22 protein-coding genes are annotated in these 25535 nt (G+C 63.8%); 8 read left to right on the forward strand and 14 right to left on the reverse strand.

The features are described from left to right. The first annotated feature begins 102 nt into the window (after positions 1-102). Entirely contained in the window at positions 103-633 is a 531-nt protein-coding gene (gene fabA, locus AC0L27_RS04220) for a bifunctional 3-hydroxydecanoyl-ACP dehydratase/trans-2-decenoyl-ACP isomerase (RefSeq protein ID WP_275171932.1), read from the forward strand. A 2-nt stretch (positions 634-635) separates the two neighbouring features. Here fabA and AC0L27_RS04225 read toward each other — a convergent pair whose 3' ends face one another. The 8 genes from AC0L27_RS04225 to AC0L27_RS04260 form a co-directional block, all read right to left on the reverse strand. Next, positions 636-1091 carry a TfoX/Sxy family protein gene (locus AC0L27_RS04225; protein WP_354203691.1) on the reverse strand — a complete coding sequence of 152 codons (456 nt, stop codon included), beginning with the start codon at positions 1089-1091 and terminating at the stop codon, positions 636-638. 164 nt (positions 1092-1255) lie between these two features. Continuing rightward, positions 1256-1666, reverse strand: coding sequence for a HesB/IscA family protein (locus AC0L27_RS04230; RefSeq protein WP_081747958.1), 411 nt, complete (start codon positions 1664-1666; stop codon positions 1256-1258). Between the two features lie 85 nt (positions 1667-1751). Beyond that, the gene (locus AC0L27_RS04235) at positions 1752-2123 is read right to left on the reverse strand and encodes an SUF system Fe-S cluster assembly protein (protein WP_007591551.1); all 372 of its coding nucleotides are present in this window, start codon (positions 2121-2123) and stop codon (positions 1752-1754) included. Further along, a complete protein-coding gene (locus AC0L27_RS04240; protein ID WP_354203693.1) occupies positions 2120-3367 on the reverse strand; it encodes a cysteine desulfurase in 1248 nt (415 codons plus the stop codon). Before AC0L27_RS04240 ends, AC0L27_RS04235 begins: the two co-directional genes overlap by 4 nt. Continuing rightward, a complete protein-coding gene (sufD, locus tag AC0L27_RS04245; RefSeq protein WP_473317970.1) occupies positions 3364-4668 on the reverse strand; it encodes a Fe-S cluster assembly protein SufD in 1305 nt (434 codons plus the stop codon). The genes AC0L27_RS04240 and sufD overlap by 4 nt, the downstream gene beginning before the upstream one ends. A gap of 12 nt (positions 4669-4680) precedes the next feature. Beyond that, positions 4681-5433, reverse strand: a complete 753-nt coding sequence (sufC, locus tag AC0L27_RS04250) for a Fe-S cluster assembly ATPase SufC (protein ID WP_473317971.1) — start codon at positions 5431-5433, stop codon at positions 4681-4683. 62 nt (positions 5434-5495) lie between these two features. Then, entirely contained in the window at positions 5496-6992 is a 1497-nt protein-coding gene (gene sufB, locus AC0L27_RS04255; protein ID WP_007609805.1) for a Fe-S cluster assembly protein SufB, read from the reverse strand. A 116-nt stretch (positions 6993-7108) separates the two neighbouring features. Next, complete coding sequence (locus tag AC0L27_RS04260) at positions 7109-8248, reverse strand: cysteine desulfurase family protein (protein WP_354203698.1); 1140 nt, start codon at positions 8246-8248, stop codon at positions 7109-7111. Positions 8249-8589: 341 nt separating this feature from the next. Here AC0L27_RS04260 and AC0L27_RS04265 point away from each other — a divergent pair, with 341 nt between their 5' ends. Next, positions 8590-9237, forward strand: coding sequence for an alpha/beta hydrolase (locus AC0L27_RS04265; RefSeq protein WP_007591562.1), 648 nt, complete (start codon positions 8590-8592; stop codon positions 9235-9237). A gap of 13 nt (positions 9238-9250) precedes the next feature. Here the strand turns inward: AC0L27_RS04265 and AC0L27_RS04270 are convergent, their stop codons facing one another. From AC0L27_RS04270 to AC0L27_RS04280, 3 genes are all read right to left on the reverse strand, one after another. Next, the gene (locus AC0L27_RS04270) at positions 9251-9574 is read right to left on the reverse strand and encodes a DMT family transporter (RefSeq protein ID WP_354254959.1); all 324 of its coding nucleotides are present in this window, start codon (positions 9572-9574) and stop codon (positions 9251-9253) included. Between the two features lie 10 nt (positions 9575-9584). Beyond that, the gene (locus tag AC0L27_RS04275; protein WP_275171925.1) at positions 9585-10262 is read right to left on the reverse strand and encodes a glutathione S-transferase family protein; all 678 of its coding nucleotides are present in this window, start codon (positions 10260-10262) and stop codon (positions 9585-9587) included. A gap of 107 nt (positions 10263-10369) precedes the next feature. Continuing rightward, entirely contained in the window at positions 10370-11473 is a 1104-nt protein-coding gene (locus AC0L27_RS04280) for an anhydro-N-acetylmuramic acid kinase (RefSeq protein WP_275171924.1), read from the reverse strand. A gap of 164 nt (positions 11474-11637) precedes the next feature. Between AC0L27_RS04280 and tyrS the strand changes: the two genes are divergently transcribed. The 4 genes from tyrS to AC0L27_RS04300 all read left to right on the forward strand — a co-directional run bounded on the left by tyrS (position 11638) and on the right by AC0L27_RS04300 (position 16934). Next, entirely contained in the window at positions 11638-12891 is a 1254-nt protein-coding gene (tyrS, locus tag AC0L27_RS04285) for a tyrosine--tRNA ligase (RefSeq protein ID WP_354203704.1), read from the forward strand. Positions 12892-12948: 57 nt separating this feature from the next. Then, on the forward strand, positions 12949-14220 hold the full coding sequence (locus AC0L27_RS04290) for an MFS transporter (RefSeq protein WP_354203706.1): 1272 nt from the start codon (positions 12949-12951) through the stop codon (positions 14218-14220). Between the two features lie 219 nt (positions 14221-14439). Then, complete coding sequence (locus tag AC0L27_RS04295; RefSeq protein WP_275171921.1) at positions 14440-14844, forward strand: DoxX family protein; 405 nt, start codon at positions 14440-14442, stop codon at positions 14842-14844. Between the two features lie 395 nt (positions 14845-15239). Then, positions 15240-16934, forward strand: a complete 1695-nt coding sequence (locus AC0L27_RS04300; protein WP_354203709.1) for a methyl-accepting chemotaxis protein — start codon at positions 15240-15242, stop codon at positions 16932-16934. Between the two features lie 94 nt (positions 16935-17028). On the opposite strand, the gene AC0L27_RS04305 is transcribed toward AC0L27_RS04300, so the two are convergent. Next, positions 17029-20823 carry a YhdP family protein gene (locus AC0L27_RS04305; protein WP_473318219.1) on the reverse strand — a complete coding sequence of 1265 codons (3795 nt, stop codon included), beginning with the start codon at positions 20821-20823 and terminating at the stop codon, positions 17029-17031. A 204-nt stretch (positions 20824-21027) separates the two neighbouring features. Here AC0L27_RS04305 and AC0L27_RS04310 point away from each other — a divergent pair, with 204 nt between their 5' ends. Both AC0L27_RS04310 and AC0L27_RS04315 read left to right on the forward strand, forming a co-directional pair. Further along, entirely contained in the window at positions 21028-21720 is a 693-nt protein-coding gene (locus AC0L27_RS04310; RefSeq protein ID WP_354204541.1) for a peroxiredoxin, read from the forward strand. A 110-nt stretch (positions 21721-21830) separates the two neighbouring features. Further along, entirely contained in the window at positions 21831-23189 is a 1359-nt protein-coding gene (locus tag AC0L27_RS04315; RefSeq protein WP_275171919.1) for a M23 family metallopeptidase, read from the forward strand. 18 nt (positions 23190-23207) lie between these two features. Here the strand turns inward: AC0L27_RS04315 and AC0L27_RS04320 are convergent, their stop codons facing one another. Together AC0L27_RS04320 and AC0L27_RS04325 are read right to left on the reverse strand one after the other, a co-directional pair. Further along, on the reverse strand, positions 23208-24443 hold the full coding sequence (locus AC0L27_RS04320; protein WP_473317972.1) for an ABC transporter substrate-binding protein: 1236 nt from the start codon (positions 24441-24443) through the stop codon (positions 23208-23210). Between the two features lie 108 nt (positions 24444-24551). Continuing rightward, entirely contained in the window at positions 24552-25463 is a 912-nt protein-coding gene (locus AC0L27_RS04325; RefSeq protein WP_354203714.1) for a DMT family transporter, read from the reverse strand. Between the last annotated feature and the right edge of the window lie 72 nt (positions 25464-25535).

Below are 25535 nucleotides of genomic sequence, written 5' to 3' on the forward strand. Positions count from 1 at the left end.
AGCCGCGCACCGCCGCCCGCGCTTGACATTCTGACCTGACGAACGACATCTCCCTCGCCGTCTCGAGGCGCCCGACTGCGAGCATCCGGAGGACTTATCGTCTTGCCCAACCCGCATGATTTTCACACGCCGCAACCGTCCTACACGAGGGACGACTTGTTGAAATCGAGCGAGGGCGGCTATTTCGGCCCGGGCAATGCGCAATTGCCGGCGCCGCCGATGCTGATGATGGACCGCATCACGGAGATCAGCCTGGACGGCGGCGAGTTCGGCAAGGGCCATATCGTCGGCGAACTCGACATCGCGCCGGCCCATTGGTTCTTCGATTGCCACTATCGCGGCGATGCGACCATGCCGGCCTCTCTGGGGCTGGATGCCATGTGGCAGATGGTCGGCTACTGGCTTGGTTGGTCGGGCTCGCCGGGCAAGGGCCGCGCCATCGGCGTCGGCGAAGTCGCGTGCACGGGCGAGGTCACACCGAACGCGCAACGCGTGCGCTACGAGGTCGCCATGCGGATGGTCCGGCGCGGCAAGCTGGTGCTCGGAATTGCTGACGGTCGCGTGCTTGCCGACGGCATCTGCGTCTTCACCGCCAAGGACATGCGGGTTGGTCTGACCAAGGCCGTGGACTGAGCTTACCCCAGTCGCTTGGCGCGCTTCCCAAGCGAGCTCTTTTTGCTCGCCTTCTTCGGCGCTTTCGCAGGCTTGGCGACCTTCTTCGCCGGCTTGTTCGCCGCTTTCTTCGGTGTCTTCTTGGCTTTGGGCCGCTTCTTCACCTTGGCGCGCTGGGCGGCGGCGAGCGCGGCCCTCGCCCATTGCGCGAGTTCCGCGGAATCGTCGAACAGGCGGGCCGGCAGCTCCCAGTAGGAGTTCACCACCACGGTCTTGGCGCGGGTCGAGTATTGGAACGGCTTCGAGCCTTCCGCCTCAAAATCCGGGATCGTCATCTCGTCGGCGCGGAAAAACAGGCCGGCGCGCAACGCGAGCGCGAAGTTGATGCCGTCGGCGGAGATGCCGTAGCCGGAAAACATTTTTCGAATCGCGACGGGGCCGAAATCGGCGAACAGGTCGATCAGGAATTCGCGGTCCATGGCTGACCTATCTCCGCACGGTCGTCCTGGCGAAAGCCAGGACCCATTACCCCAGGGAGTAGTTTAGCGAAGACTGCCCGTCGCGCCACGCCGGTACCGACATCTCTTACCGACGAGAGATCACGCTGTATGGGTCCTCGCTTTCGCCAGGACGGCCGCGGGCCTTACCCGTCGATCTGCGCGGGACGCAGCTCGACCGACTCGCCGCAGCCGCAGGCGGAGATCTGGTTGGGGTTGTTGAAGACGAACTGGGCCTGCATCTTATCGGCCTTGTAGTCCATCTCGGTGCCGAGCAGGAACAGCACGGCCTTCGGATCGACCAGGATCTTGACGCCCTTGTCCTCGACGACCTCGTCGGTCGGGCGGACGTCATGGGCGTATTCGACAGTGTAGGACTGACCGGCACAGCCGCCGTTCTTGACGCCGACACGCAAGCCCACGATCTCGGAATCGGCCCGCTGGGTCAGCTCGTTGATGCGCTGGGCAGCAGCGTCCGTCAGCCGCATCACCTGCGGGCGGGGCCGCCGCGGCTTCGGAGTGGATGCTGGTGTCGAGCCTGACGAAATCTGTGTCATGTCAGTGATGTGGTCCGTTGCCGAGCGAATTCAATGCCAAGGATCCAACAAGGATCTTCTAAGTATCTAAAGCGAAGGTTACGCGTCACCACATGTTGAGCACGAGGCGCGCCTCGTCGCTCATGCGCTCCGGCGTCCAGGCCGGTTCCCAGACCACCTTGACGTCGACTACGCCGACGCCGGGGACGCTGGCGACCGCGTTCTCGACCATCGTCGGCAGCTCGCCGGCGGCCGGGCAGTTCGGCGTCGTCAGAGTCATTTGCACGTCGACGGAACGATCGTCCTTGATCTCGACCTTGTAGATCAGGCCGAGCTCGTAGATATCAGCCGGGATTTCCGGGTCGAACACGGTCTTGAGCCCTGCGATGATCTCGGTGGTGAGACGCTCGGTCTCCTCCGGCGGCAGCGCCGACTGGGTTTCCATCGGATTGGCTTTGATTTCGGCCGTGTCACTCATGCGAACAAATCCCGCGCCTTCAGAAGCGCCTGTGCCAGATGATCGACTTCTTCCCGCGTATTATACATGCCGAACGACGCCCGGCATGTGGCTGTGACGTTGAACCGCTCTAAAAGCGGCATCACGCAATGGGTGCCGGCGCGCACCGCGATGCCCTGGCGGTCGATCACGGTGGCGACGTCATGGGCGTGCGCGCCCTTGAGCTCGAAGGAGATCACCGGGCCCTTGCCCCGCGCCGTGCCGATCAGCCGCAGCGAGTTGATCTCGCGCAGCTTGTCCTGCGCATAGGTGACGAGATCGTGCTCGTGCGCGGCGATACGCTCCTTGCCGATCGAATTGACGTAGTCGATGGCGGCGCCAAGCCCGACCGCCTCGACGATCGCCGGCGTCCCGGCCTCGAATTTGTGCGGGGGATCGCCATAGGTGACGATGTCGCGCGAGACCTCGCGGATCATCTCGCCGCCGCCGTTAAACGGGCGCATCGCGACGAGGTGGTCGTACTTCGCCCAGAGCACGCCGATGCCGGTCGGACCGTAGACCTTGTGGCCGGTGAAAACGTAGAAGTCGCAGCCGAGGTCCTGGACGTCGACGGGCAGATGCACGGCGCCCTGGCTGCCGTCGACCAGCACGGGGATGCCGCGGGCGTGGGCGATCTTCACGATGTCCTTGACCGGAACGATGGTGCCGAGCGCGTTCGACATCTGCGTGATCGCGACAAGCTTGGTCTTCGAGGTCAGCAGCTTCTCGAATTCGTCGATAAGGAAATTGCCCTCGTCGTCGACCGGCGCCCATTTGATCACGGCACCATGGCGTTCCCGGAGGAAATGCCAGGGCACGATGTTGGAGTGGTGCTCCATGATCGAGATGACGATCTCGTCGCCTTCTTTGATGTTCGGTTCAGCCCAGGACGAGGCGACGAGGTTGATCGCCTCGGTCGCGTTGCGAGTGAAGATCACTTCCTCGGTCCGCGGCGCGTTGATGAACTGCGCCACCTTGGTGCGGCCGCCCTCATAGGCCTCGGTCGCGGCGTTGGCGAGATAATGCAGGCCGCGATGTACGTTGGCGTATTCGGAGGTGTAGGCCTGCGTCATGCGATCGAGCACGGCACTCGGCTTCTGCGCAGAAGCCGCGTTATCGAGATAGACCAGCGGCTTGCCGTAGATCTGCATGGCCAGCGCCGGGAAATCCTCGCGCACGCGCGCAACGTCATAGGCGCCGTTCTTGACTGCCGGATGCGTGCTCATTGGCGCCGCTCCAGCCAGCGCTCGGCAATGCCGATCACGTGCTCGCGCAGATCATCATCGGCGATCTGCTCGATCGCCTCGCCCACGAAAGCCTGGATCAGCAGCGCCTGGGCCTGCTTCTCCGGCAGGCCGCGCGCTTTCAGATAGAACAGCAGGCTGTCATCGAGCGCGCCGGCGGTCGCGCCGTGACCGCAGGAGACGTCGTCAGCAAAGATCTCGAGCTCGGGCTTGTTGTCGGCTTCCGCCTCGTCCGACAGCAGCAGCGCGCGGATCATCATCTTGCCGTCGGTCTTCAGCGCATCTGGACGAACGATGATGCGGCCCTGGAACACCGAGTGCGCACGATCGTCGATCACGGCCCGGAAGACTTCGCGGCTCACACAATTCGGCACGGCATGGTCGACCACCAGCGTGGTGTCGCCATGTTCGGTCTTCTGCAACAGGTTCACGCCGTTGACCGAGAGTTCACTGCCCTCGCCTGCGAGCGTGATGAAGCCCTGGAGGCGGCTGACCGCAGCACCGGTGGTCATGTTGAAGAAATTGAGCTTTGTATTCGCGCCGACGGTGACGAATTGCGAGGTGATGTTCACCGCATCCGGCGAATCGTCCATCAGGCGGATATGCGCGACGTCGGCGTTGTCGCCGACCGAGAGGATGACGGCATCGTTGACCTGGTAGGCCTTGGCGCCGGCCGCGACAAAGCTCTCGATGATGGTGGCACGAGCGCCCTTCCCGACCGCGACCTGCGAGCGGGTGAAAGTCGACGCGGAAGGCGCGGTCGCAATGTGGATGATCTGGATCGGCGCGGACAGCTGCGCGCCGTCGGCGATATCAAGCACAACACCGTCGGTCGCCATTGCCGCGTTCAGCGAGATCACAGCATCGGTAGCTGCGGTCTTCAGCAGCCCGGAATCCTTCTCCAGCGTCTCCCGCAATGTCTTAAAGCCCGCCTCGGAGGCCAGCGCCTTGATGTCCGAGAGATCGGGAGCGAACACGCCGTCGACCAGCACCAGCTTGCGGGCGCCCGCGATCGCGTGCGCTTTCACCGCGTCCGCGGCGCGCTTCAACCCAGCCGCATCGGGCGCCGCCGCCAGCGGCAGCACCTCGCCGACCAGCGCGCGCAGATCGGTGTACTTCCATTCCTCGATCCGGCGGTGCGGCAGGCCGAGACGCTCATAGGTCTCGAACGCCTCGCGGCGCGCCGCGATCACGGAAGGCGAACCCGGCAGGCGGCCTTCGGCGCTGGCGAAGAGATCGCTCACCGCGCGGCCGTTTCCGGTCTTTGCCACAGCAACGTTCATCTCAAACAATCCTTACGCGGCGTCCTCGAACTGGGCGTAGCCCGACGCTTCCAGCTCCAGCGCCAGTTCCTTGCCGCCGCTCTTCACGACACGGCCCTTCGACATCACGTGCACGATGTCGGGCACGATGTAGTTGAGCAGCCGCTGATAGTGGGTGATCACGACCATCGCGCGCTTGGGCGAATGCAGCGCGTTGACGCCGTCGGCTGCGATGCGCAGCGCGTCGATGTCGAGGCCGGAATCCATCTCGTCGAGGATGCACAGGCTCGGCTCGAACAGCGCCATCTGCAGCACCTCGTTGCGCTTCTTCTCGCCGCCGGAAAAGCCGACATTGACGCCACGCTTGAGCATGTCCTGCGGGATATTCAGCGCCTTCGAGACTTCACGAACCTTCTTCAGGAAGTCGGGCGTCGAATACTCGCTCTCACCGCGCGCCTTGCGCTGCGCGTTCAGCGCGGTGCGCAGGAAATTCATGGTGGCGACGCCGGGAATCTCGACCGGATACTGGAACGCCAGGAACACGCCCTTGGCGGCGCGCTCGTTCGGGGCCATCTCGAGCAGGTCTTCGCCCTTGAACAGAATCTGGCCGTCGGTAACCTCGTAGCCCGGCTTGCCGGCAATGACGTGGGACAGGGTCGACTTGCCGGAGCCGTTCGGCCCCATGATCGCGTGGATCTCGCCCTCGTTCACGGTCAGTGTCAGCCCGTGGAGGATCTCACGTTCCTCGACACGAACCTTGAGGTCTTTCACTTCGAGCAAAGCCATCTTGGTGTCCAGTTTATTCAAATGATGCATGGGGCGCGCGATGCGCGCCGCGAGGATCGGCGCTAGCCGACCGATCCTTCGAGCGAGATCGAGATCAGCTTCTGCGCTTCCACCGCGAACTCCATCGGCAGTTGCTGAAGCACGTCCTTGACGAAGCCGTTGACGACGAGGCCAACCGCCTCCTCCTGCGTGAGGCCGCGCTGGATGCAGTAGAACAGCACGTCCTCGGAGATCTTCGACGTGGTGGCCTCGTGCTCGAACGTCGCCGACGAGTTCTTGGCTTCGATGTACGGCACGGTGTGCGCGCCGCATTTGTCGCCGATCAACAGCGAATCGCAGGCGGTGAAGTTGCGCGCGCCGGTCGCCTTGCGATGCGCCGTGACGAGCCCGCGATAGGTGTTCTGCGACCTGCCGGCGGCGATGCCCTTGGAGATGATGCGGCTCGACGTGTTCTTGCCGAGATGGATCATCTTGGTGCCGCTGTCGACCTGCTGATAGCCGTTCGAGATCGCGATCGAATAAAACTCGCCACGCGAATTGTCGCCCCGCAGAATGCAGCTGGGATACTTCCAGGTGATCGCCGAACCGGTCTCGACCTGGGTCCAGGAGATCTTGGAATTGTTGCCGCGGCAATCGCCACGCTTGGTGACGAAATTGTAGATGCCGCCCTTGCCTTCCGAATTGCCCGGGTACCAGTTCTGCACCGTCGAATATTTGATCTCGGCGTCGTCGTGCGTGACAAGCTCGACCACGGCCGCGTGCAGCTGGTTCTCGTCGCGCTGCGGCGCGGTGCAGCCCTCGAGATAGGAGACGTAGGAGCCCTTGTCGGCGATGATCAGCGTGCGCTCGAACTGGCCGGTGTTGCGCTCGTTGATGCGGAAGTAGGTGGACAGTTCCATCGGGCAGCGCACGCCCGGCGGCACGTAGACGAACGAGCCGTCCGAAAAGACCGCCGAGTTCAGCGTCGCATAGAAATTGTCCGACGTCGGCACCACCGAGCCCAGATATTTCTGAACCAGCTCGGGATGCTCGCGGATCGCTTCCGAGATCGGCATGAAGATCACGCCAGCCTTCTTCAGCTCGGCCTTGAAGGTGGTCGCAACCGAGACCGAATCGAACACCGCATCGACCGCGATCTTGCGCCTGTTAGGGTCTTCCTCGCCGGGCTTCGGCTCGACGCCTTCGAGCATCGCGACTTCCCGCAAGGGGATGCCGAGCTTCTCGTAGGTCTTGAGGATCTCGGGATCGATCTCGTCGAGCGAGGTGATCGTCTTCTTCGGCTTTGGCGCCGAATAGTAATAGAGGTCCTGGAAGTCGATCTTGGGATAATCGACGCGCGCCCAAGTCGGCTCGGTCATGGTCAGCCAGCGCCGATAGGCTTCGAGCCGCCACTGGAGCATCCAGGCGGGTTCGTTCTTCTTCTCGGAGATGAACTTGACGGTCTCTTCCGACAGCCCCTTGGGGGCCTTGTCGGACTCGATCAGGGTCTCAAACCCATAACGATACTGATCGACGTCGATGCGCTTCACGCGCTCGACCGTCTCTTGCACGGCTGGCATTCTATCCTCCGCTCGCGGTTTCAAGGACCGCGGTGGATCATCAAACTCGGACGACTATTACGATGTTTCTTGGCGGGACGCACGCGCTTAGAACCGTTCAAGCCGTGTTTCATCGCTTATCCCTTAAGTAGGGTATTACCGAGCTTTCGCCAAGCCTCTAACGCCCTGTTGATGTCATCCGGCTCCGTGGACCAGCCCAGACTGAGACGCACCGCTCCCTGGGCGACGGTGGGATCATACCCCATTGCCGACAACACGTGGGACGGCTGGACTTTGCCCGAGGAACAGGCAGAGCCCGAGGACACTGCGACACCTTCGAGGTCGAAACCGATCACGGCGGTCTCGGCCTTCAAGCCAGGGGCCGTGAAAAGAACGGTATTAGGCAACCGCTCAACGTTGTCTGAGAAGACCGTTGCGCCGGCCATGGAGCGAATGCCGTTTTCCAAGCGATCTCTTAGACTTGCCATCCTCTCCGTATCCTCCGGCAAAGCCTGAAGCGCGACCCGCACCGCAGCCCCGAAGCCGGCGATGCCGGCGACATTCTCGGTTCCCGCGCGCCGGTTCATCTCCTGCCCGCCACCCCGCAGCAACGGCTCAAGTCCGGCCACGCCCTCGCCCACAACCAGCGCGCCGATCCCCTTGGGGCCGCCGATCTTGTGCGCAGAAAAGGTCGCAAGGTCTGCGCCGATAGCTTTGATATCGAAAGGGATTTTTCCAAGCGCCTGGATTGCATCGACGTGCAGGAGGCCGCCAGCCCCGTGAACGATTCCCGCGGCCTCGGCGATAGGCTGCTGCGCGCCCGTCTCGTTGTTGGCGGCCATGACGGAGACCAGCGCCGGCGGGCCATCGCCAAGCAGCGCCTTCAAATGGTCGAGGTCGATCACGCCGGATCGCGTGACCCGGATCTGACGGATCTTATCGCCCGGGAACCGGCCGCCTGCCAGCACCGAAGCATGCTCGACGGCCGAGACCAGAAGCCGCTCGACAGGCCCGCCCGACGGGCCCCGAAGGCCCGGCGACAGCGCCAGCGCGTTGGCCTCTGTTCCCGCCGAGGTGAACACGACATTCCGCGGCAGCGCCCCTACGGCTTCGGCAAGCGTGGACCGGGCCCCCTCGACGAGCCGCCGTGCCTCCCGCCCCTCGGCATGAACCGAGGACGGATTGCCGATCAGCTCGTAGGCTGCGAGCATTGCGCTTCGCGCCTCGGGGCGAAGCGGCGTCGTCGCGTTCCAGTCGAGATAAACACGGCTCGGCATGACGTATTATATTACCATTGAGTCAGGCTGCTTCGCCCGCTGGTACCCGACATGGGCCCGCAGGGAGCACTTGGCAATCTCGATTCCCAATCGCCATCGCGCGATGACGGCCATGACAGGCTAACGTCTTGAGCCGATTGCGGGATGTTCAAGATGCTTGCTTTTTGACCCTCGCCTCATGTTAGAACGCGCGCGTCAGTTCGCCGCGCGCCGCTCGCGCATCATCCGAGGGCGCCGCTCCACCCTTCCATTCGCGGCTTGATCGGCCCAGCAGCCGATGAAATCCGCACAATCGGTTGATTGTTGAAGAGCGTCTTCAAGGGATCAATCAAGAGATCATCATGCCTGAAGTTATTTTCACCGGCCCCGCCGGCCGTCTCGAAGGCCGCTACCACCCGGCCAAGCAGAAGAACGCGCCGATCGCGATGGTTCTCCATCCGCATCCGCAGTTCCACGGCACGATGAATCATCAGATCATCTACCAGTGCTACTATGCGTTCGCGCATCGCGGTTTCTCGGTGCTGCGATTCAATTTCCGCGGCGTCGGCCGCAGCCAGGGTTCGTTCGACCACGGCACCGGCGAATTGTCGGACGCGGCCGCGGCACTCGACTGGGCGCAGACCATCAATCCCGAAGCGCGCGCCTGCTGGGTTGCCGGCTTCTCCTTCGGCGCCTGGATCGGCATGCAGTTGCTGATGCGCCGCCCCGAAGTCGAGGGCTTCATCTCGATCGCGCCACCCGCCAACCTCTACGACTTCTCGTTCCTCGCGCCCTGCCCGTCCTCGGGCCTGATCGTGCATGGCGAGAAGGACGCGGTGGTGCCGCCCAAGGACGTCAACACACTGGTCGAGAAGCTGAAGACCCAGAAGGGCATCGTGATCGACCAGCAGGTCATCCCCGGCGCGAACCATTTCTTCGACGCCAAGCTCGAGCCGCTGATGGAAACCATCACCGCCTATCTCGACATGCGCCTCGCCAACGTGCGCTAAGGGGCGGCACCGCTCAAGCCAGCTTGAGCGCGACGATTCCCATCAAGACGAGCGCGATGCCCGCAAGTTTCATCGCGCTCAGGGCCTCGCCGAACAGCGCGACGCCCATGACGAAGGTGCCGGCGGCGCCGATGCCGGTCCAGACCGAATAGGCGACGCCGACCTCGAGCACCTTCAAGGCGCGCCCGAGCAGGACAACGAAGGCTACGAGCAGCACGAGCGAAACGACGCTCCAGCCAGAGCGCGTGTAGCCCTCCGCATATTTCATCGAGATCGCCCAGCCGACGTCGAGGAGGCCGGCGATCACCAGCATCAGCCAGGCCATGGATTGCGACATCGGCGTGGGCTCAGGCCGCAAGCTTGAGCAGATGTGCGTCGTGGCGCACGAGGAAGGCGCGCAGCAATTGCGAATAGTCCGCGCCCACGGCAGTGCGGACGCTCGGACGCTTCGCCAGCTCGGCGCGCCACGCCCGGACCTTCGGCACATCGCGGAAAATGCCGTGCTCAGTCAGCTCGTCGAACAGATCGAAATAGCGGAAGACGGGAGCGAACACGGCGTCGACCAGACTGAACGCTTCGCCAGCAAAATAAGGACCGGCACCGAGCGCCGCTTCGACCCGCGCAAATTTCGCCACGAGCGCCTGGCGCTTGCTCTCGAACGTCGCCGGATCGGTCGTGGTCTCCAGGCCCCAGAGGTCGCCGAGCACTGCTGAACCGAACTCCATCCAAGCCCGGTGCTCGGCACGCTTCAAGGCATCCGCCGGATGCAGCCTCACCCCGCCTTGCGTCTCCTCGATGTATTCGCAGATCACGTTGCTCTCGAACAAAGCGACCTCGCCCTTCTCGCTCGTCACGACCAGCACCGGCACCTTGCCAAGCGGTGACAGTTTGAGAAACCAGTCGGGCTTGTTGGCGAGATCGATGTCGACCCGCTCGAACGGAACGCCCTTCTCCTTGAGCGCGATCACTGCGCGCTGCACGTATGGACAAAGCTTGTGGCTGATCAGTTTGAGGGAAGCGGTCATGGCAACGATCCCGGCGGTTGGATGCAACTGCATCCAACATAAATGCATTTGCATACACTCGTCAAGTTCAATGCATTTGCATGGATCGGCGCCGATCTATTAAGGCCTCAAGGCCGCGCGATCACCCCGCCCGTCATCGGCATCGGCACGCCCGTGGTAGTGGGATACGACAGCGGCAGTCCCTTCAGGCCGCGCGCGGCGAGGAAGCCGAAGGCCTGCGCCTCGATGGCGTCGGAGGCCCAGCCGACTGTCTCGGCGGCCTCGACCGTGGCGGACCCGACGCGCTCCCGCAGCATCTGGAGCATGGTCCGGTTGCGCGCGCCGCCGCCGCAGACGATCCAGCTCCGCGGCCTGCGAGGCAGCAGCGGGATGATGCGGGCGATCGCCGCCGCGGTGAAGGCGGTGAGAGTCGCGGCGCCGTCGGCCGGCTGCACCTCGCCGAGCTTCAGGGCGGCAAAATCGTTGCGATCGAGCGATTTCGGCGGCGGGCTTGCGAAGAACGGCAGCTCCAGCGCTCGCGCGATCCAGGCTTCGTCCGCCTTGCCAAGGGCTGCGAACTTTCCGTCCGCGTCGAACGCCTGATTCATGGTGCGGTACATGAAATCGTCGAGCAGCGCGTTGCCGGGCCCGGTATCGCAGGCAATCAGCGTGTCGTTGCCGTCGATATAGGTGATGTTGGAGACGCCGCCGATATTGACGACAACGATCGGCCCTTCGCGCTCCAGCGAATGGACGAGCGCCCGGTGGTAAACCGGCACGAATGGCGCGCCCTGCCCGCCGGCCTCGACGTCGGCGGCGCGGAAATCATGCATCACGGGGATATGGATTGCCCTGGCCAGCGCCGGCGCATCGCCGATCTGCACCGTCAGCCGCTTCTCGGGGCGATGCAGCACGGTTTGGCCGTGGAAGCCGACGATGTCGATGTCTTCCGGTTTCATCCGGTTCTGGGCAACGAAAGCGGCCACCGCCTCGGCATGCGCGAGCGTCACCGCGCGTTCGGCCTCGGCCAGAACTCCCGGCCGGGCATCGCGTTGCGACAGCTGCACGGCCTCGCTCAGCGCCTGGCGCAGCAGGTTGCGCTCCGCCGGGCTATAGGGCCGATAGCCGGACGGCCCGAACGCCTTCACCTGCTTTCCGTCGGTTTCGATCAGCGCGACATCCACCCCGTCCAGCGAGGTGCCGCTCATCAAGCCGAGTGCCGTCAACATCATGGATCAGCGTCCTCAAGAGCCCCCTCCGGCATGCCGATCTTGTGCCAGAGGGACACATCTTATAATGCCACAGGCCAAAGTGGCGGGCGGCAACCGAGTTCCCACGGAAGACCCTTAAATTGCTCCCAAAACAGTAAACCAAGAATTGTCAGGCGCGCCGACAAATGACTGCATTCAAATCGGATTTCCTCAATACGCTGCAGGAACGTGGATTCGTCCATCAGTGCTCCGATTTCGAGGGGCTGGACGCACTCGCCGCCAAGGGCGAGGTGACCGGCTATGTCGGTTACGATTGCACCGCTCGCTCGCTGCACATCGGCAATTACCTGACCATGATGATGCTGCACTGGCTGCAGGAGTCCGGCAACAAGCCGATCACCCTGATGGGCGGCGGCACCACCATGGTCGGCGATCCCTCCGGCAAGGACGAGACGCGCGCAATCCGCTCCGTCGCCGAGATCGAGGCCAACAAGGAATCGATCCGAGGCGTGTTCGCAAAAGTGCTGCGCTATGGCGACGGCAAGAGTGACGCCATCATGCTCGACAATGCCGAGTGGCTGACAAAGCTCAACTACATCGAAATGCTGCGCGACGTCGGCCGGCACTTCTCGGTCAACCGCATGCTGACCATGGACTCCGTGCGGCTCCGCCTCGAGCGCGAGCAGGAGATGAGCTTCATCGAGTTCAACTACATGATCTGCCAGGCCTATGACTATGTCGAACTCGCCAGGCGGACCGGCTGCAACTTGCAAATGGGCGGCTCCGATCAGTGGGGCAACATCATCATGGGCGTCGATCTCGGCCGCCGCATGGGCACCCATCAACTGTATGCGCTGACGACGCCGCTGCTGACGACGGCGTCGGGCGCCAAGATGGGCAAGACCGCGCAAGGCGCGGTCTGGCTCAACGCCGACCAGTTCTCGCCGTATGATTTCTGGCAGTACTGGCGCAACACCGAAGACGCCGACGTCGGCAAATTCCTGAAGCTGTTCACGACGCTGCCGATGAGCGAGATCAGGAAGCTCGAGGCGCTCGGAGGCTCCGAGATCAACGAGGCCAAGAAGGTGCTCGCCACCGAGGCGACTGCGCTCTTGCATGGTCGCGACGCAGCGAACGAGGCGGCCGAGACCGCGCGCCGCACCTTCGAGGAAGGCGCGTTGGCCGAGAGCCTGCCGACCGTGGAAATTCCGCGCGGCGAGTTCGACGCCGGCCTCGGCGTGCTCAATGCCTTCGTTAAAGCGGGCCTCGTTGCCTCCAACGGCGAAGCACGGCGCCAGATCAAGGGCGGCGGCCTGCGCGTCAACGACGAGCCGGTCACCGACGAGAAGATGGCGTTGTCGGCGGCCGACCTGACGCCGGAAGGCGTCGTCAAGCTGTCGTTCGGCAAGAAGAAGCACATCCTGCTCAGGCCTGCATAGGCGTATGAGCTTTTCGCTGCTTGTCAGGGCGCGCCGAAGCGCGCTCCCTGATCGGCAATGGACCAGAACACGCTCGGGGAACAGTCCAAGCAAGCGACCAGGGAACGCGTCACGGCGACGCCGCAGGGTGTCGTGCGCACCGCGCTCGTGGTGCTCGCGCTCTGTTTCACACTCGCCGTGCTCGGCCGCGGCCTCAGCGAAAGCTTCACCGTCTTCCTGAAGCCGATCTCGGAAAACTTTGGCTGGGATCGCGCCCAGGTGGTCTCGATCTATTCGCTGACCTGGCTCGTTAGCGGACTGATGGCGCCGCTGGTCGGACGCCTGTTCGATCATTCCGGCCCACGCATCGTCTATGCCCTCGGCCTCTTGCTGCTCGGCTCGGCCTTCCTGATCGCAAGCCACGCGCAGTCACTCTGGCAGTTCCAGCTCTCGATCGGACTCTGCGTCGGCATCGGCGTCGCCTTCATCGGCAATGTGCCGAACTCGATCCTGCTGGGCCGCTGGTTCGGCCCGAAGCTGCCGACCGCGATGGCGGTGGTCTACTCGGCCATGGGTGGCGGCGTGCTGGCGCTGCTGCCGGCCTCGCAGCTTTTGATCGATCATCTCGGCTGGCGCGAGACCTACCAGCTGTTCGGCTTCGCTGCGCTCGGCCTCCTGGTGCCGCTCATGCTGCTGCCATGGCGGCTGTTCGCCTCGGGGTCGCCGCGTATCGCCAAGAAGACCGATCCGCATTTCGTCGATCACGGCTGGACCCTTCCGAGCGCGATGCGCCATCACGCCTTTTGGGCGCTGTTCTCGACATTCTTCTTCACCGCCGTCGGCATGTATGCGATCGCCGCACAGATCGTGGCCTATCTGATCGATGCCGGCTTTCCACCGCTGCAGGCCGCCACCGCCTGGGGCTTCTCCGGCGTCGTGCTGGTGTTCGGCATGCTAGGGGTATCAGCGCTCGACGGCCTGATCGGACGCCGGCCATCCGTGCTGCTCAGCTACGCGATCTCGATTCTCGGCATCTTCCTGCTGTGGCTGTTGCAGTACGATCCGAACATCCTCCTGCTCACCGGATTCGTGGTCTGCTTCGGCAGCATGATGGGCTCACGTGGACCGCTGATCACGGCGACCGCAATGAAGATCTTCGGGGGCAAGCGCGTCGGCACCATCTACGGCACCATCTCGATCGGCAGCGGGCTCGGCTCGGCGTTCGGCTCCTGGAGCGGCGGCCTGATCCATGACGCGACGCATGGCTACAACGCGCTGCTCGCCTTCGCGCTTGGGAGCGTGGTGCTCGGGATGATCCCGTTCCTGGTCGTGCCCGCCTTGCGGCGATAGGTCTCCCGCAGGTAACTTGGGCGCATTCGCGTCACCGGGAAATTACGGATGGGCGCGGCGCGAATAGATGCAAAAAATGCGGATCGCACGCGGCTGAAAGTCTCGGCTGCGGTGTTTTGTCCGACATGACAAAAATGTCAGCTCAAATTGAGCTGGGGTGGCTTGCGGCTCGGAACCGAATACGGTCCAAGTCGCGCATTGGATGGAGGGCACAAACCAATGAACTTTCCCTATCTCGTTCGCTTTCAACCCGTTCTCTTGAGCCTGTTTCGCTTTATGACTGGACTCCTGTTGCTCCAGTACGGCATCGCCAAGCTGTTCAAGTTTCCGGTGCTTCCCTACTTCGCAAACATCCCGCCGATCATCTACGCAGCCGGTACGCTTGAGCTCGTGCTTGGCGCGCTGCTGATGATCGGCCTGTTCACCCGCCTCGCGGCGTTCATCCTCTCGGGTGAGATGGCCTTCGCCTATTTCATGGGCCACATGTTCAAGGGCGAGACGCCGGTGTTCCTGCCGCTGCTCAATGGTGGCACCGCGGCGATCCTGTTCTGCTTCGCCTGCCTCTATCTCTCGGCAGCCGGCGGCGGCTCGGTCAGCGCCGATGCGGCGATGGGCAAGGACTAGCGGCACAACCGGCGGCGCGCTCGCGCGGCGCTGAGGCGTCAGCAATTGATTCGTGAATAAAGGGATGGCACCAGTATATTTACGGGTGCCATCTCAGCGCGAGCCCAGCACGTTCCAGACCAGGACGAGGACCGCGACGAGCAGCATCGACATGATGAGGCGATGAACGAATCGGTTCATGTCCGCTCCCACCGCATTCGATCGCGACTAAAGACCCACACAATTTTCTCCGACTTGACGCGCCATGCGCCCACGCGACGCATTTCCGCATGGATATCTGCGCATGCAGCTCGCGGACGCCGCTGCGCGGCAGCCCGTCGCACGCGTCCATTCATGATTGGTAAGAATTTCATGCTACCGACGCGAGCAACAATAACCATTCCGTCGAGGCCGTGATGAAGCTGCTGAGTCATCTCAAGATCCGCACCAAGCTCGCCAGCATGGTCTGTCTTTCGGCGCTCACGGTCACGGCCATCATCGGGGTGTCGTCCGTGCTCAGCAAGAGCCGCATGCTGGAGGACCGCGTCCAGCAGATGCGGACCGCGGTCGATATGCTCCACAACTTCGCCCAATCACTTGAAGAGGAGGTCGGCGCCGGCAAGCTGACGCAGGCCGAGGCGAAGGTCCAGTTCCATCTGCGCGGCCGCCGCATGAGCTTCAATGGCGGGCAAGGCTATCCGGTGGTCTATAACGCCGATACGTCTCTCATCGTCAACGGCGCCAACCAGCAGCTCGAAGGCAAGATTACCGGCGCGAAGGACTCCAATGGCGTCCTGATCGCCGACGCTATTATAAAGGCCGGCGCTGAGACCGCACAGGGCGGCGTAACCTCCTATCTCTATCCCCGCCCCGGCCAGACGGAGCCCGTCCGCAAGACCGTGTTCGCGCGCAAATTCGCGCCCTGGAACGCGACGATCAGCTACGGCCTCTATGTCGACGACATCGACGCCGACGTGCGAGCCTTGACGCTGGAATTGGGTGCGATCGGCATCGGCCTGATGCTGCTGATGGCGACACTGTCCTGGCTGATTGCCCGCGACGTGCTCGGTGCGCTCGACCGCCAGAAGAACCGCATGCAGGCCATTTCCGAAGGCGCCATCGACGCGGCGGTCGAGGAGACCGGTCGCGGCGACGAGATCGGTCGCATGGCCGAGACCCTCGAAGTGCTCAGGCAGACCGCGCTGACGGCGCGCAAGCTGGAGGCCGAGCAAGTCGCCACCAAAACCCGCAGCGAACAGGAGAAGCGCGACGCGCTGATCTCGCTCGCCGATCGGTTCGATGCCTCTGTCGGCCAGCTCGTCGGCCTGATGGCCTCGGGCTCCGGGGAGCTGGAGGTCACCGCCAAGTCGATGTCGTCGACCGCGGAAGGCACCAACCGCCGCGCCGCCGTCGTCGGCTCGGCTGCCACCGAAGCCAGCCAGCGCGTCCAGACGGTCGCCGCCGCCGCCGAGGAGCTCTCCTCCTCCATCACCGAGATCAGCCGTCAAGTCGCGCAGTCCGCCGTGGTCACCGGCCGCGCCGTGGACAGCGCACGCCGCACCGACACCATCGTGCGCGCGCTCTCCGATGGCGCCCAGCAGATCGAGCATGTCGCCGAGCTGATCTCCAGCATCGCGGCGCAGACCAATCTGCTCGCGCTCAACGCCACCATCGAGGCCGCACGCGCCGGCGAAGCCGGCCGCGGCTTCGCCGTTGTCGCCTCCGAGGTGAAGTCGCTGGCGAGCCAGACCGCGGAAGCCACCCGCGAGATCGGCGAAAAGATCGCCCAGATCCAGGGCGCGACCAAGGAAGCGGTGGACGCCATCGGCGGCATCACCGCCACCATCGAGGAGGTCAGCCGGATCGCCACCTCGATCGGCGCTGCGATCGAGGAGCAAGGCGCCGCCACCGCCGAGATCGCCCGCAGTGTCTCGCAGACAGCGGAGGCGACCCAGGAAGTCACCACCAATATCGGTGGCGTCAGCACGGCAGCGAACGAGACCGGCAATGCCGCGGGCATGGTGCTCGCCGCGGCCTCGAACCTCTCCAAGCAGGCCGAGCAGCTCTCCGGCGAAGTCGGGACCTTCCTGGCCGGCGTGCGCGCGGCGTAAACGGCCGGCATCAAACCCAGCACGTCGTCATGGCCGGGCTTGTCCCGGCCATCCACGTTCTGCGCGCTTATGGAAGGAGCTCGCGGCCTCGCCGCTATCGCCGCGCCAGGGTGCAGCCGCTCGATAGCTGGCGCGTCGATCCGCTCGAGCCATCGTTCGATTGCGACGGGAATTCCTCGAACGGCGAGTTCTGTTTGCCGGTGTTGAATTCGAAGATCTTGCGGAATAGACCGGGCGCCATCGCCGAAATCGGATTGACGCGCATCACGGGCGCGGCCGGCGTGCCGACGACCTCGTAGGTCACGCCGATCAATCCTTCATTGTTGCCGCCACCGAGGAAGATACCGAACAGCGGAATCTGGCCGAAGATGTTGTTGACGCCATACATCGGCACGAAGGTGCCGCTCATGCAGACCTGATTGCCGGGAAAGTCGATTGACCCCTCGATGGTGGCGCCGATCATCGGCCCCTTGACCACGCCGTCGCGGATCGTGAGCGCGCCGTTCTGCCGCGTGAACTCCGCACGCAACGCCGTGAAGGCCACGCCGCTCTGCGCACCGTTGGGAGCGCCCGCCGCGACGCGATCGAGTTGATCCATTCCCTTGACCGAGAAGTCGCGCACATTGATCAGGCCTTCCCGTGTCGTAGGCTCTGACGTCGGCGGCTCCATGGCCACCACCATCTGGCCGCCGTAGACCTTGTTGGTGGTGTCTGTGAAGCGCAGGAAGTTGCCGGCATCGCTGGTCTGGAGATAGATCACCTCGCGGTTGCCCTGGGCGCGGCCACCGCGCAGGTCGGCTGCCACGGGCGTGTCTTTTCCGATCCTGCCGCTCAGCGTGAAGGCTTTAACCGCACCGTTGCGCCGCGACATCTTGGCCTCGACGCTGCGCATCGCCTCGCCGTTGAAACCCATGACGGCGCCGAGCTTCACGTCCATGTCGAAATCGACGTTCTTCGTCTTGCTCTTGGCATCGTCCTTGGAATTGCCTGAGATCGCCGATTTCAGGAAGCCGCGGCCGTCGAATACGTCGCCGCGCATCGTGCCCTTGACCACGCCCTCCTGGCTACGCTCCACCTTCAGCGACGCCTTGTCGCCGTCGGACGGCGCGTAGGTCGGGAAGTTCGCGTTCATGAGATCGCCGTTGGCATCGACCTCGAGCGACCCCTTGATCGAGGCGCCGCCGCCTTCGATCACGATCTCCTCCAGACGCGTCGATTGCGCCGTCGGCACCACCTTGAAGCTGGCCTTGCCCGCTCTGCCCGGCAGCTTGACCCAGCCGGGCAGGATGTTGTCGAGCTTGACGGAGGTCAGGTCGGCCTCGATGCCGAGCTTCGTCGTCTGGTCGGGCCCCCCGGCGATCTTGCCCGACAGCTTGATCGGCACCGATCCGCTGACGGCGGGACCCAAGTCAAATCCGAGGCGCGCGCGGCTCGCATCGTCGAGCGTGGTCTGCAATTTGACGTCCGCGTCGCCCTCGGCCGGTTTGCGGTAGTCGAGCGAGGCCGCCTGCCCGTTGATCTTGACGTCGCCCTTGACCTGGTAGCCCTGGTTGCTCGCGACGATCTTGAGGTTGTTGGCCTCCAGCTTCTGGTTCATAACGAGCTTGTCGGCACCAAAACCGTTGAGATCGGCGGTAACGCTGTAGGTGGTGTCGGCTTTGGTCAGCTCGCCCTTGACCGGCAACCCAAGCTGGACGTTCGCCGAGAACGTCCCCTTGCTCGTATTGGGATCGATGACGGTCGACGACAGATCGCTCAGGCGATCGTTGGAAAGCATTTCGGCGGCCGCAGGCACCGGGCCTTCGACACGGAACCTGGTCCGCGACGGCGAAGGCTTGGGCGCCATATCGGGCACCTCGAAGACAAAGTCGGAAATCGTGACCTTGCGGCCTGCTGGCGTATCGGCAATGCCCTGCCCGATATTCACCGTCGCGGTGCGACCGGTCACGCGTGCCTTCAAATCGGCATCGTGCACCACCGGCAAGCCATCCACAGGGCGAACCGTGACACCGCTCGCTACGATATTGACCGACAGGCCGTCGTCGGGAATGGGCGGGCCCTTGCGCGGAAGATTCTTCGTCGGTGAATTAACGCCGATCTCGATGCGCTGGAGCGTTCCACGCTCGATCCGCTCGATCACCCATTCGCGCAACTCGGGAACGACAAGCGTCGGCCACATCCGCTTGAGCGCGGAGGCCGACATCGGCGTACCCGCAAAACCCAGTGTCAGCCGCGGCTCGCCCGAATAGTCGATGGCACCGGTGCCGGCGACGCCGATCTCCCCGTTGGAGATATCAGCCTGCGTCAACAGCAGCCTCTTGTGGTCGGTGTCGAAACGGAAGCCGATCGCAATACGGTTGAAGACCAGCGGCGGCTCGTCGATGCCGCCGAGCAGGATCGAACCGCCGCTGAAACCCAGCTGCCAGTCATTGACGGTACCGTTGGGCGGCTCGACATGAGCCAGAAGCGTCAGACGGTTCGCGCCCGAGAGGACCTTGAAGGGAGCGACCAGCACCCGCCGATTGGCGTCCCACTCGACATTGATCTCAGCCGAGTCGATCGCCATCGGATAGTCGGGCGTATCGGTGTCGATGATGTTGCCCGCGCCGACCGCGATCTTGCCGCGAAAGAAGGTCGGCACGCCGTCGCGGCCGAGCTCGCCCTTGAGCTCGCCGGTCAGCGGCAGGTCGGCGGTGTAGGTGAGGTCCTTCACCCGCAGCGCCAGCAGGATGTTGGCGGTCGAGACCTTGTCGGCGCGGATATCGACCGAGCGCACGCCGTTCTCGGCGGGGCCGATCGTGGCACGCAACGACCACGGACGCGCGCCCTCCTCGCCGAGGCTGAGCGCGACGCCGCCACGGCTCGGTCGGCGCAGGCTGAGCGTGATGTTCTCAAACGTCCATTTGCTGCCGCGCTGCTGATCGTCGACGATCAGATTGCCGTTCTTCAGGCCGATCTCGTTGAGGTTCTGGCCGTCGAGGCCGGTCATGCTCAGACTGTCGAGCCAGTCGAGGCCCTGAAGAATGCCAGTCGGGGCCGCGGCCTGGGGCGCGACTTGCGATGCGTCGGGGGTCGCAGGCTCGGTGGCGAACGGCGGCGGTGGCACACCGTTGCGCGGGAAAGTCGGCGGCAGCCCCGCGTCCTTCTTGGAGGCGACGCCGGTTGCGAGCGGCTTTGCGGTGTCGCCAGCCGACACCGTGACGGTGCCGTCAGGCGCGATCCGGATCGCGAGCTCGGCATCGACGAGGTTGAGGCTTTCTGCGCGCAGATGCCCCATCAGCAGGCCCGCACCCGACAGCTTCACCTCGGCCTTCGGTGCGGTGGCGACAATGACGTGATCGTGGTCGCGCACGACGATATCGCGGATGCGCACGGCAATGCGGATCCGCCCGGCCCGTTCGATCTGCGTGCCGCCGACCTCCACGGTGTTGCCGTGACCGATATTGTCCTCGATCGCGGCGGCGAGCCACGGCGTCGCAATGTCGAGATTGATGGGACCGGCGCCGAGCCGCCACCACAGCGCGCCGAAACAGCCGACGAAGATGACGATCAGGGCACCGACGACCACGGCCACGCGCTTCAGCCAGCGACCGCCGCCCAGCCAGCGGCGCAGCGGCCCAAACCCGTCAGCGAAGCGATGGAAGCCCGAATTGGAACGCGACAACAGCCGGCGCGCCCGATAGCCCGCCGCCGCTTCCTGATCCGGATCCCAATCGGCGTCGTCCCATTGCTGCGACTCTGTTTGGCTGCCGCGCCGATCCAAATCCCGATTGTAATCCTGGGGCGACGTATTCCTTGCCATTGCCTCTCGATACAGGCGCCCGTCGTGGGATTGAGCGCCGCCGGGGCCGCAGCCGTCGACGGGAAGCGAAGCTTCCCGCGCCGGCATTGCCGCCATACCTCGAATATTCCTTCTGTTCGTCATGTCGCCCCGGGAGCGCGTTCAACGAGCAGTGGGGTGGTGCGTGGAATTCCTTGTAACCAGACTCCGGCGTCGTCAGACTCGCCCTGCCGAGGGCACGATTCCGGCATAGCGGAAAAGGGCTGCAATACCGCTTTGGTTGACCCGCCGAAAGCGACGAAAGGAAGGCGTATGTCCAAGAAATCCCAAAAGAAATCGTCCAAAACGCCCTCCGGCAGTCCGACGGCTAAAAAGACGCCCGTGAAAGCGCGGGCTGCGACTCAAACCAAGTCCGCGAAAACACAGCGGACGCCGGCGAGCAAATCAACTGGGACCATAGCAAAGACAGCATCGCATAAGGCCGCATCGAAACGGTTAAATTTTTCCAAATCGGCACCCGCGTCCGAAAAGGCGACGAAGGCCGGCTTGGCCGAGGGTCAGGATGCTCCCGCCTTCCGCCTGCCCCGCGACGGTGGCGGTGTCGTCGCGCTGTCGGATTATACCGGCCAGAAGCTGGTCCTGTTCTTCTATCCTCGCGCCGATACGCCGGGCTGCACCAGGGAAGCCATCGATTTCACCCGGCTGACCGGCGCCTTCGCCAAGGCTGGCACCGCCGTGCTCGGTATCTCCGCCGATCCGGTCAAGACTCAGGACAAATTCCGCGACAAGCACGGTCTCGGCGTCCCCCTCATCTCGGACGAGACGCACGCGATGCTGGAGGCCTACGGCGCCTGGGGCGAAAAGTCCATGTATGGCAAGAGCTTCCTGGGAGTTCTTCGTACCACGATGCTGCTTGGCGCCGACGGCAGGATCGCCCGGATCTGGCGCAATGTCCGCGTCGATGGCCACGCCGACGAGGTCTTGGAAGCGGCAAGAACCCTTTAACCAATCATTTAAATTCAAGCGGTTCCGTTTCCGGAAAATTAACCATGACTGGCCCAGATTGCCGCGGCAATTAGGCCGTACGGACTCATCCGACCGGCGCGGGAGTGCCGATGTCGAAAAGTTCTGCCCAGCTCTCGCAGTACCCCCAACATCACCCCCACGACCACGGACGAGCCTTTCATCGCCGTGCTGCCGCGGTGGCAACCGCGCTTCCCCTTCCGGACACCGACGACGCCTACACCATCGTGCATCACGGCAAGCAGGTTCGCCTGGGGCCCGTGGTGTTCTGGATCGTGGTCGGCACCGTGGTGTTGCTCGGGCTCTGGTCGGCCGCGACCGCGACCTATTTCGCCTTCCGCGACGACGTCCTCACCCGGCTGATCGCCCGGCAGGCCGAGATGCAATACGCCTATGAGGACCGCATCGCCGAGCTGCGCGCCAAGGTCGACCGCACCACCAGCCGGCAGCTGCTCGACCAGGAGCAGTTCGACCAGAAGCTCGACCAGATCATGAAGCGCCAGACGGCGCTGGAGTCCCGTGCCACGGCGCTCGGGTCCATGCCGGACGTGACCGGATCGATTCCCCGTTCCAACCCACAGCGTGGCGATGCCAGCCAGGCGACGCAGGGCACGCCAAAGCCCTCGCCGATCAGCGACACCGTGATCTTCGTGGCGCCGCCGGATCGCGAAGCGCGGCTCGAGTCGCGCGCGCCGACGCTCGCAGCTCCGCCCGTCAATCAATTCGCCAAGAATCAAGGGTTCGACAACGTCGTGGTTCGGCTCACGACCTCGCTGGACCAGGTCGAGCGTCGCCAGATGGCGGCGCTCAACGCCGTCGAGGAAGGCATGGATTCACGCATGCGCCGTATGCGCGGCGTCGTCAGCGATCTCGGCCTGAACCTCGCAAATCTCGAAGCCGCCGTGCCGCGCACGGCAATGGGTGGGCCTTTCGTACCCGTGAAGCTCACCGCCAGTTCGGGGCCGTTCGAGAAGCAGCTCCATCGCATCAACAGCACCCGCGCCGAGATGGACCGGCTCAATCGCACCCTCGCACTCGTGCCCTATCGCAAGCCCGTCATCGGCGAGGTCGAGTTCACCTCCGGCTTCGGCGTGCGCAGCGATCCATTCCTCGGCCGGCCCGCGATGCACACCGGGCTCGACTTCCGCGCCGCGAGCGGCGATCCCGTTCGTGTCACCGCCAACGGCAAGGTCGTCTCGGCCGGCTGGTCAGGCGGCTACGGCCGCATGATCGAGGTCGATCACGGCAATGGTCTTGCGACCCGTTATGGCCATCTCTCCGAGATCAACGTCAGGGTGGGCGAGATCGTGAAGATCGGCCAGGTGGTTGGTCTCGTCGGCTCGACCGGCCGATCCACCGGCCCGCATTTGCACTATGAAACCCGCATCGACGGCGAAGCGGTCGATCCGCAGAAATTCCTGCGCGCCGGCGTGCGCCTCAGCGCGGGCTAGGCCTGCGCTTCTCGCATTCTATTGGCCGCGCTCGTGGCCGACCTCACCGGTGATGACGTCGCCGAACAGCTCCCAGGCCTGCCCGTTGAAGCGCATCAGCTGCATCTGCTCGATCGGGAAATAATCGTCGGGCGACGTATTGACCATGATGCCCGGCAGCATCAGGTCGGTGTGGAAATCCTTTAGGTTCGTGGCCTGCTTCATCACGTTGTCACGTGTGAGGTTGTCGCCGCACTGCTTCAGCACCTGCGCCATCGCCTCTGCCTGAACGTAGCCGTAGATATTGTTGGAATTGGCCTTGTCGCCGTCAGGGTAATATTTGTCCATGAACTCGCGCCATTTGATCACCGCAGGATCCTTGTCCCAGTTCGGATCGGTCGGGTCCTTCAGATAGACGGTCGAGATGATGTCCTTGGAATAGTCGAGCCCGGCTGGCTTGAGCACCGAGGCGACCGAGGTCGCAGTGTTGGCCAGAAAGAATTTTGGCTTCCAGCCGAGCTCGCCGACCTTCCGGATCGCCTGCGCCGATCCCTTGGGCGCGGCCCATGAGAAGAAGATGTCGGCGCCGGAATCGTGAAGCGCGACGATCTGCGAGTCGATCGAGGGATCGCTGACCTCATAGGATTTATCGGCGATGATCATATTGGCCTTGTCGCCGAGGCCGTCCTTCAGGCCCTTGAACTGGTCCTTGCCGGCGTCGTCGTTCTGCCAGAACACCGCGATCTTGCTGTTCGGAAACTTGTCACGGATATATTTTGCGTAGATCCGCCCCTCGCTCTGGTAGTTCGGCTGAAATCCCATGGTCCACGGGAAATTCTTGGGATCGCCGAACTTGGTGCCGCCGGAGGCGACGAAGAGCTGCGGCACCTTCTTGGAATTCATGTATTTCATGATCGCTGAGTTCGAAGGCGTGCCGAGCGGCTGGAAGATCAGCAACACCTCGTCGCTCTCGACCAGCTTGCGCGCCTGCTCGATCGCCTTCGGCGGCGAATAAGCGTCGTCATAGCTGATGAAATTGATCTTGCGCCCGTTGATGCCGCCCTGATCGTTGATCATCTTGAAGAACGCGGCCTCAGTCTTGCCGATCACGCCATAGGACGATGCCGGCCCGCTATAGGGGATGATGTTGCCGAGCTTGATTTCGGTGTCGGTGGCGCCGGGATCGTATTTTTTCTGCGCCAGGGCCGGTGTCGTGACGAGCACGCCGGCAGCAAGAATGGCGAGGGCAGCAAGGCTTTCGCGACGACCCGGCATCGTTCTCTCCCCTGTGTTTTGTAGTCTTGTTTTGCCGAGAGTGTCGCAAGGCCGCCTGCGGCTGGCAAGCGCCACGATTTTCCGTGAGGTGAAACGGCCGCTCCAGAACTATGTGCCGCGCCGCAGCAGGTTCAGAACGCGCCCATCGATCACCAGCAATGCACTGCCGATCACGATCGCGCCCGCGATCTCACGCATCGAGATCGGCTCGCCCAGCACCAGCCATCCCAGAAGGATGGCGGTGACGGGAATGAGCAGCGTCACCAGCATCACATTGGTCGCGCCCGACCGCCGCAGTATCTGGAAGAAGACGATATAGGCGAGCGCCGTCGACAGGCCGGCAAGGCCAAGCACCGCGAGCCATGTCGTCACGCCCGGCATCGGGAGACGCCACGGCTGCTCCATCGCGCCGACAACGATCGCCATCATCCCCGTGGAAGCCATCAGTTGAAATGCTGCCGTCCCCAGCGGGGCGGCATCCTTCAACAACCGCCGCGCGGCCAACGCCGCAAAGCCATAGCTGAAGGCGCCGCCGAGGCAGAGCAGGATGCCGAGCCCCTGCCCTGCTCGTGTCTCGACACCCCATCCACGCAGGATGATCACGCCGGCGAGACCCAGTGCCACGCCGCCGACGCGGCGCAGCTGCAAGGCCTCTTCGCCTGCCGCCGCCATCACGATCACCGTGAACAGCGGCGTGGTGGCATTCAGGATCGACGCCAACCCGCTTGGAATGAAAGTCTGACCGATCACGATCAGCGAGAACGGGATCACGTTGTTAAGGAGTCCAATCGCAAAGAACGGTTTCCAGCCCCTCACGCCCTTTGGAAATCGGATGGCCTGGATACGGAGCAGCGGCAGCAGAATGGCCGCGCCAAGCGCGACACGCAAAAGCACCAACGTCAGCGGCGGCAATTCCCGCAGCGCCGCGCCGTTGAAAAAGAACGAGCCGCCCCAGAGCACCGAGAGCACAGCGAGCAGCGACCAGTCTCGCGCGTCGATCCGGTTGTCATTCGGGGGCATGGCGTCTCGTGTCGGTAGGCGAGACAGCCGCCCTAGGACAACGCGGCGAAAAGCGCCACCCGATTTCCGATG

This window comes from Bradyrhizobium sp. Ken51 (assembly GCF_055807435.1).

Excerpts from the sequence above, each read along its gene's own strand:
- AC0L27_RS04240 (WP_354203693.1), bottom strand. The coding sequence starts at position 3,367 with ATGAGCACGCATCCGGCAGTCAAGAACGGCGCCTATGACGTTGCGCGC.
- AC0L27_RS04305 (WP_473318219.1), bottom strand. The coding sequence starts at position 20,823 with ATGCCGGCGCGGGAAGCTTCGCTTCCCGTCGACGGCTGCGGCCCCGGC.
- AC0L27_RS04280 (WP_275171924.1), bottom strand. The coding sequence starts at position 11,473 with ATGATGTTGACGGCACTCGGCTTGATGAGCGGCACCTCGCTGGACGGG.
- AC0L27_RS04290 (WP_354203706.1), top strand. The coding sequence starts at position 12,949 with ATGGACCAGAACACGCTCGGGGAACAGTCCAAGCAAGCGACCAGGGAA.
- tyrS (WP_354203704.1), top strand. The coding sequence starts at position 11,638 with ATGACTGCATTCAAATCGGATTTCCTCAATACGCTGCAGGAACGTGGA.
- AC0L27_RS04230 (WP_081747958.1), bottom strand. The coding sequence starts at position 1,666 with ATGACACAGATTTCGTCAGGCTCGACACCAGCATCCACTCCGAAGCCG.
- AC0L27_RS04300 (WP_354203709.1), top strand. The coding sequence starts at position 15,240 with ATGAAGCTGCTGAGTCATCTCAAGATCCGCACCAAGCTCGCCAGCATG.
- sufD (WP_473317970.1), bottom strand. The coding sequence starts at position 4,668 with ATGAACGTTGCTGTGGCAAAGACCGGAAACGGCCGCGCGGTGAGCGAT.
- AC0L27_RS04260 (WP_354203698.1), bottom strand. The coding sequence starts at position 8,248 with ATGCCGAGCCGTGTTTATCTCGACTGGAACGCGACGACGCCGCTTCGC.
- AC0L27_RS04320 (WP_473317972.1), bottom strand. The coding sequence starts at position 24,443 with ATGCCGGGTCGTCGCGAAAGCCTTGCTGCCCTCGCCATTCTTGCTGCC.
- sufB (WP_007609805.1), bottom strand. The coding sequence starts at position 6,992 with ATGCCAGCCGTGCAAGAGACGGTCGAGCGCGTGAAGCGCATCGACGTC.
- sufC (WP_473317971.1), bottom strand. The coding sequence starts at position 5,433 with ATGGCTTTGCTCGAAGTGAAAGACCTCAAGGTTCGTGTCGAGGAACGT.
- AC0L27_RS04325 (WP_354203714.1), bottom strand. The coding sequence starts at position 25,463 with ATGCCCCCGAATGACAACCGGATCGACGCGCGAGACTGGTCGCTGCTC.
- AC0L27_RS04265 (WP_007591562.1), top strand. The coding sequence starts at position 8,590 with ATGCCTGAAGTTATTTTCACCGGCCCCGCCGGCCGTCTCGAAGGCCGC.
- AC0L27_RS04270 (WP_354254959.1), bottom strand. The coding sequence starts at position 9,574 with ATGTCGCAATCCATGGCCTGGCTGATGCTGGTGATCGCCGGCCTCCTC.
- AC0L27_RS04275 (WP_275171925.1), bottom strand. The coding sequence starts at position 10,262 with ATGACCGCTTCCCTCAAACTGATCAGCCACAAGCTTTGTCCATACGTG.
- AC0L27_RS04295 (WP_275171921.1), top strand. The coding sequence starts at position 14,440 with ATGAACTTTCCCTATCTCGTTCGCTTTCAACCCGTTCTCTTGAGCCTG.
- AC0L27_RS04225 (WP_354203691.1), bottom strand. The coding sequence starts at position 1,091 with ATGGACCGCGAATTCCTGATCGACCTGTTCGCCGATTTCGGCCCCGTC.
- AC0L27_RS04310 (WP_354204541.1), top strand. The coding sequence starts at position 21,028 with ATGTCCAAGAAATCCCAAAAGAAATCGTCCAAAACGCCCTCCGGCAGT.
- AC0L27_RS04235 (WP_007591551.1), bottom strand. The coding sequence starts at position 2,123 with ATGAGTGACACGGCCGAAATCAAAGCCAATCCGATGGAAACCCAGTCG.
- AC0L27_RS04315 (WP_275171919.1), top strand. The coding sequence starts at position 21,831 with ATGTCGAAAAGTTCTGCCCAGCTCTCGCAGTACCCCCAACATCACCCC.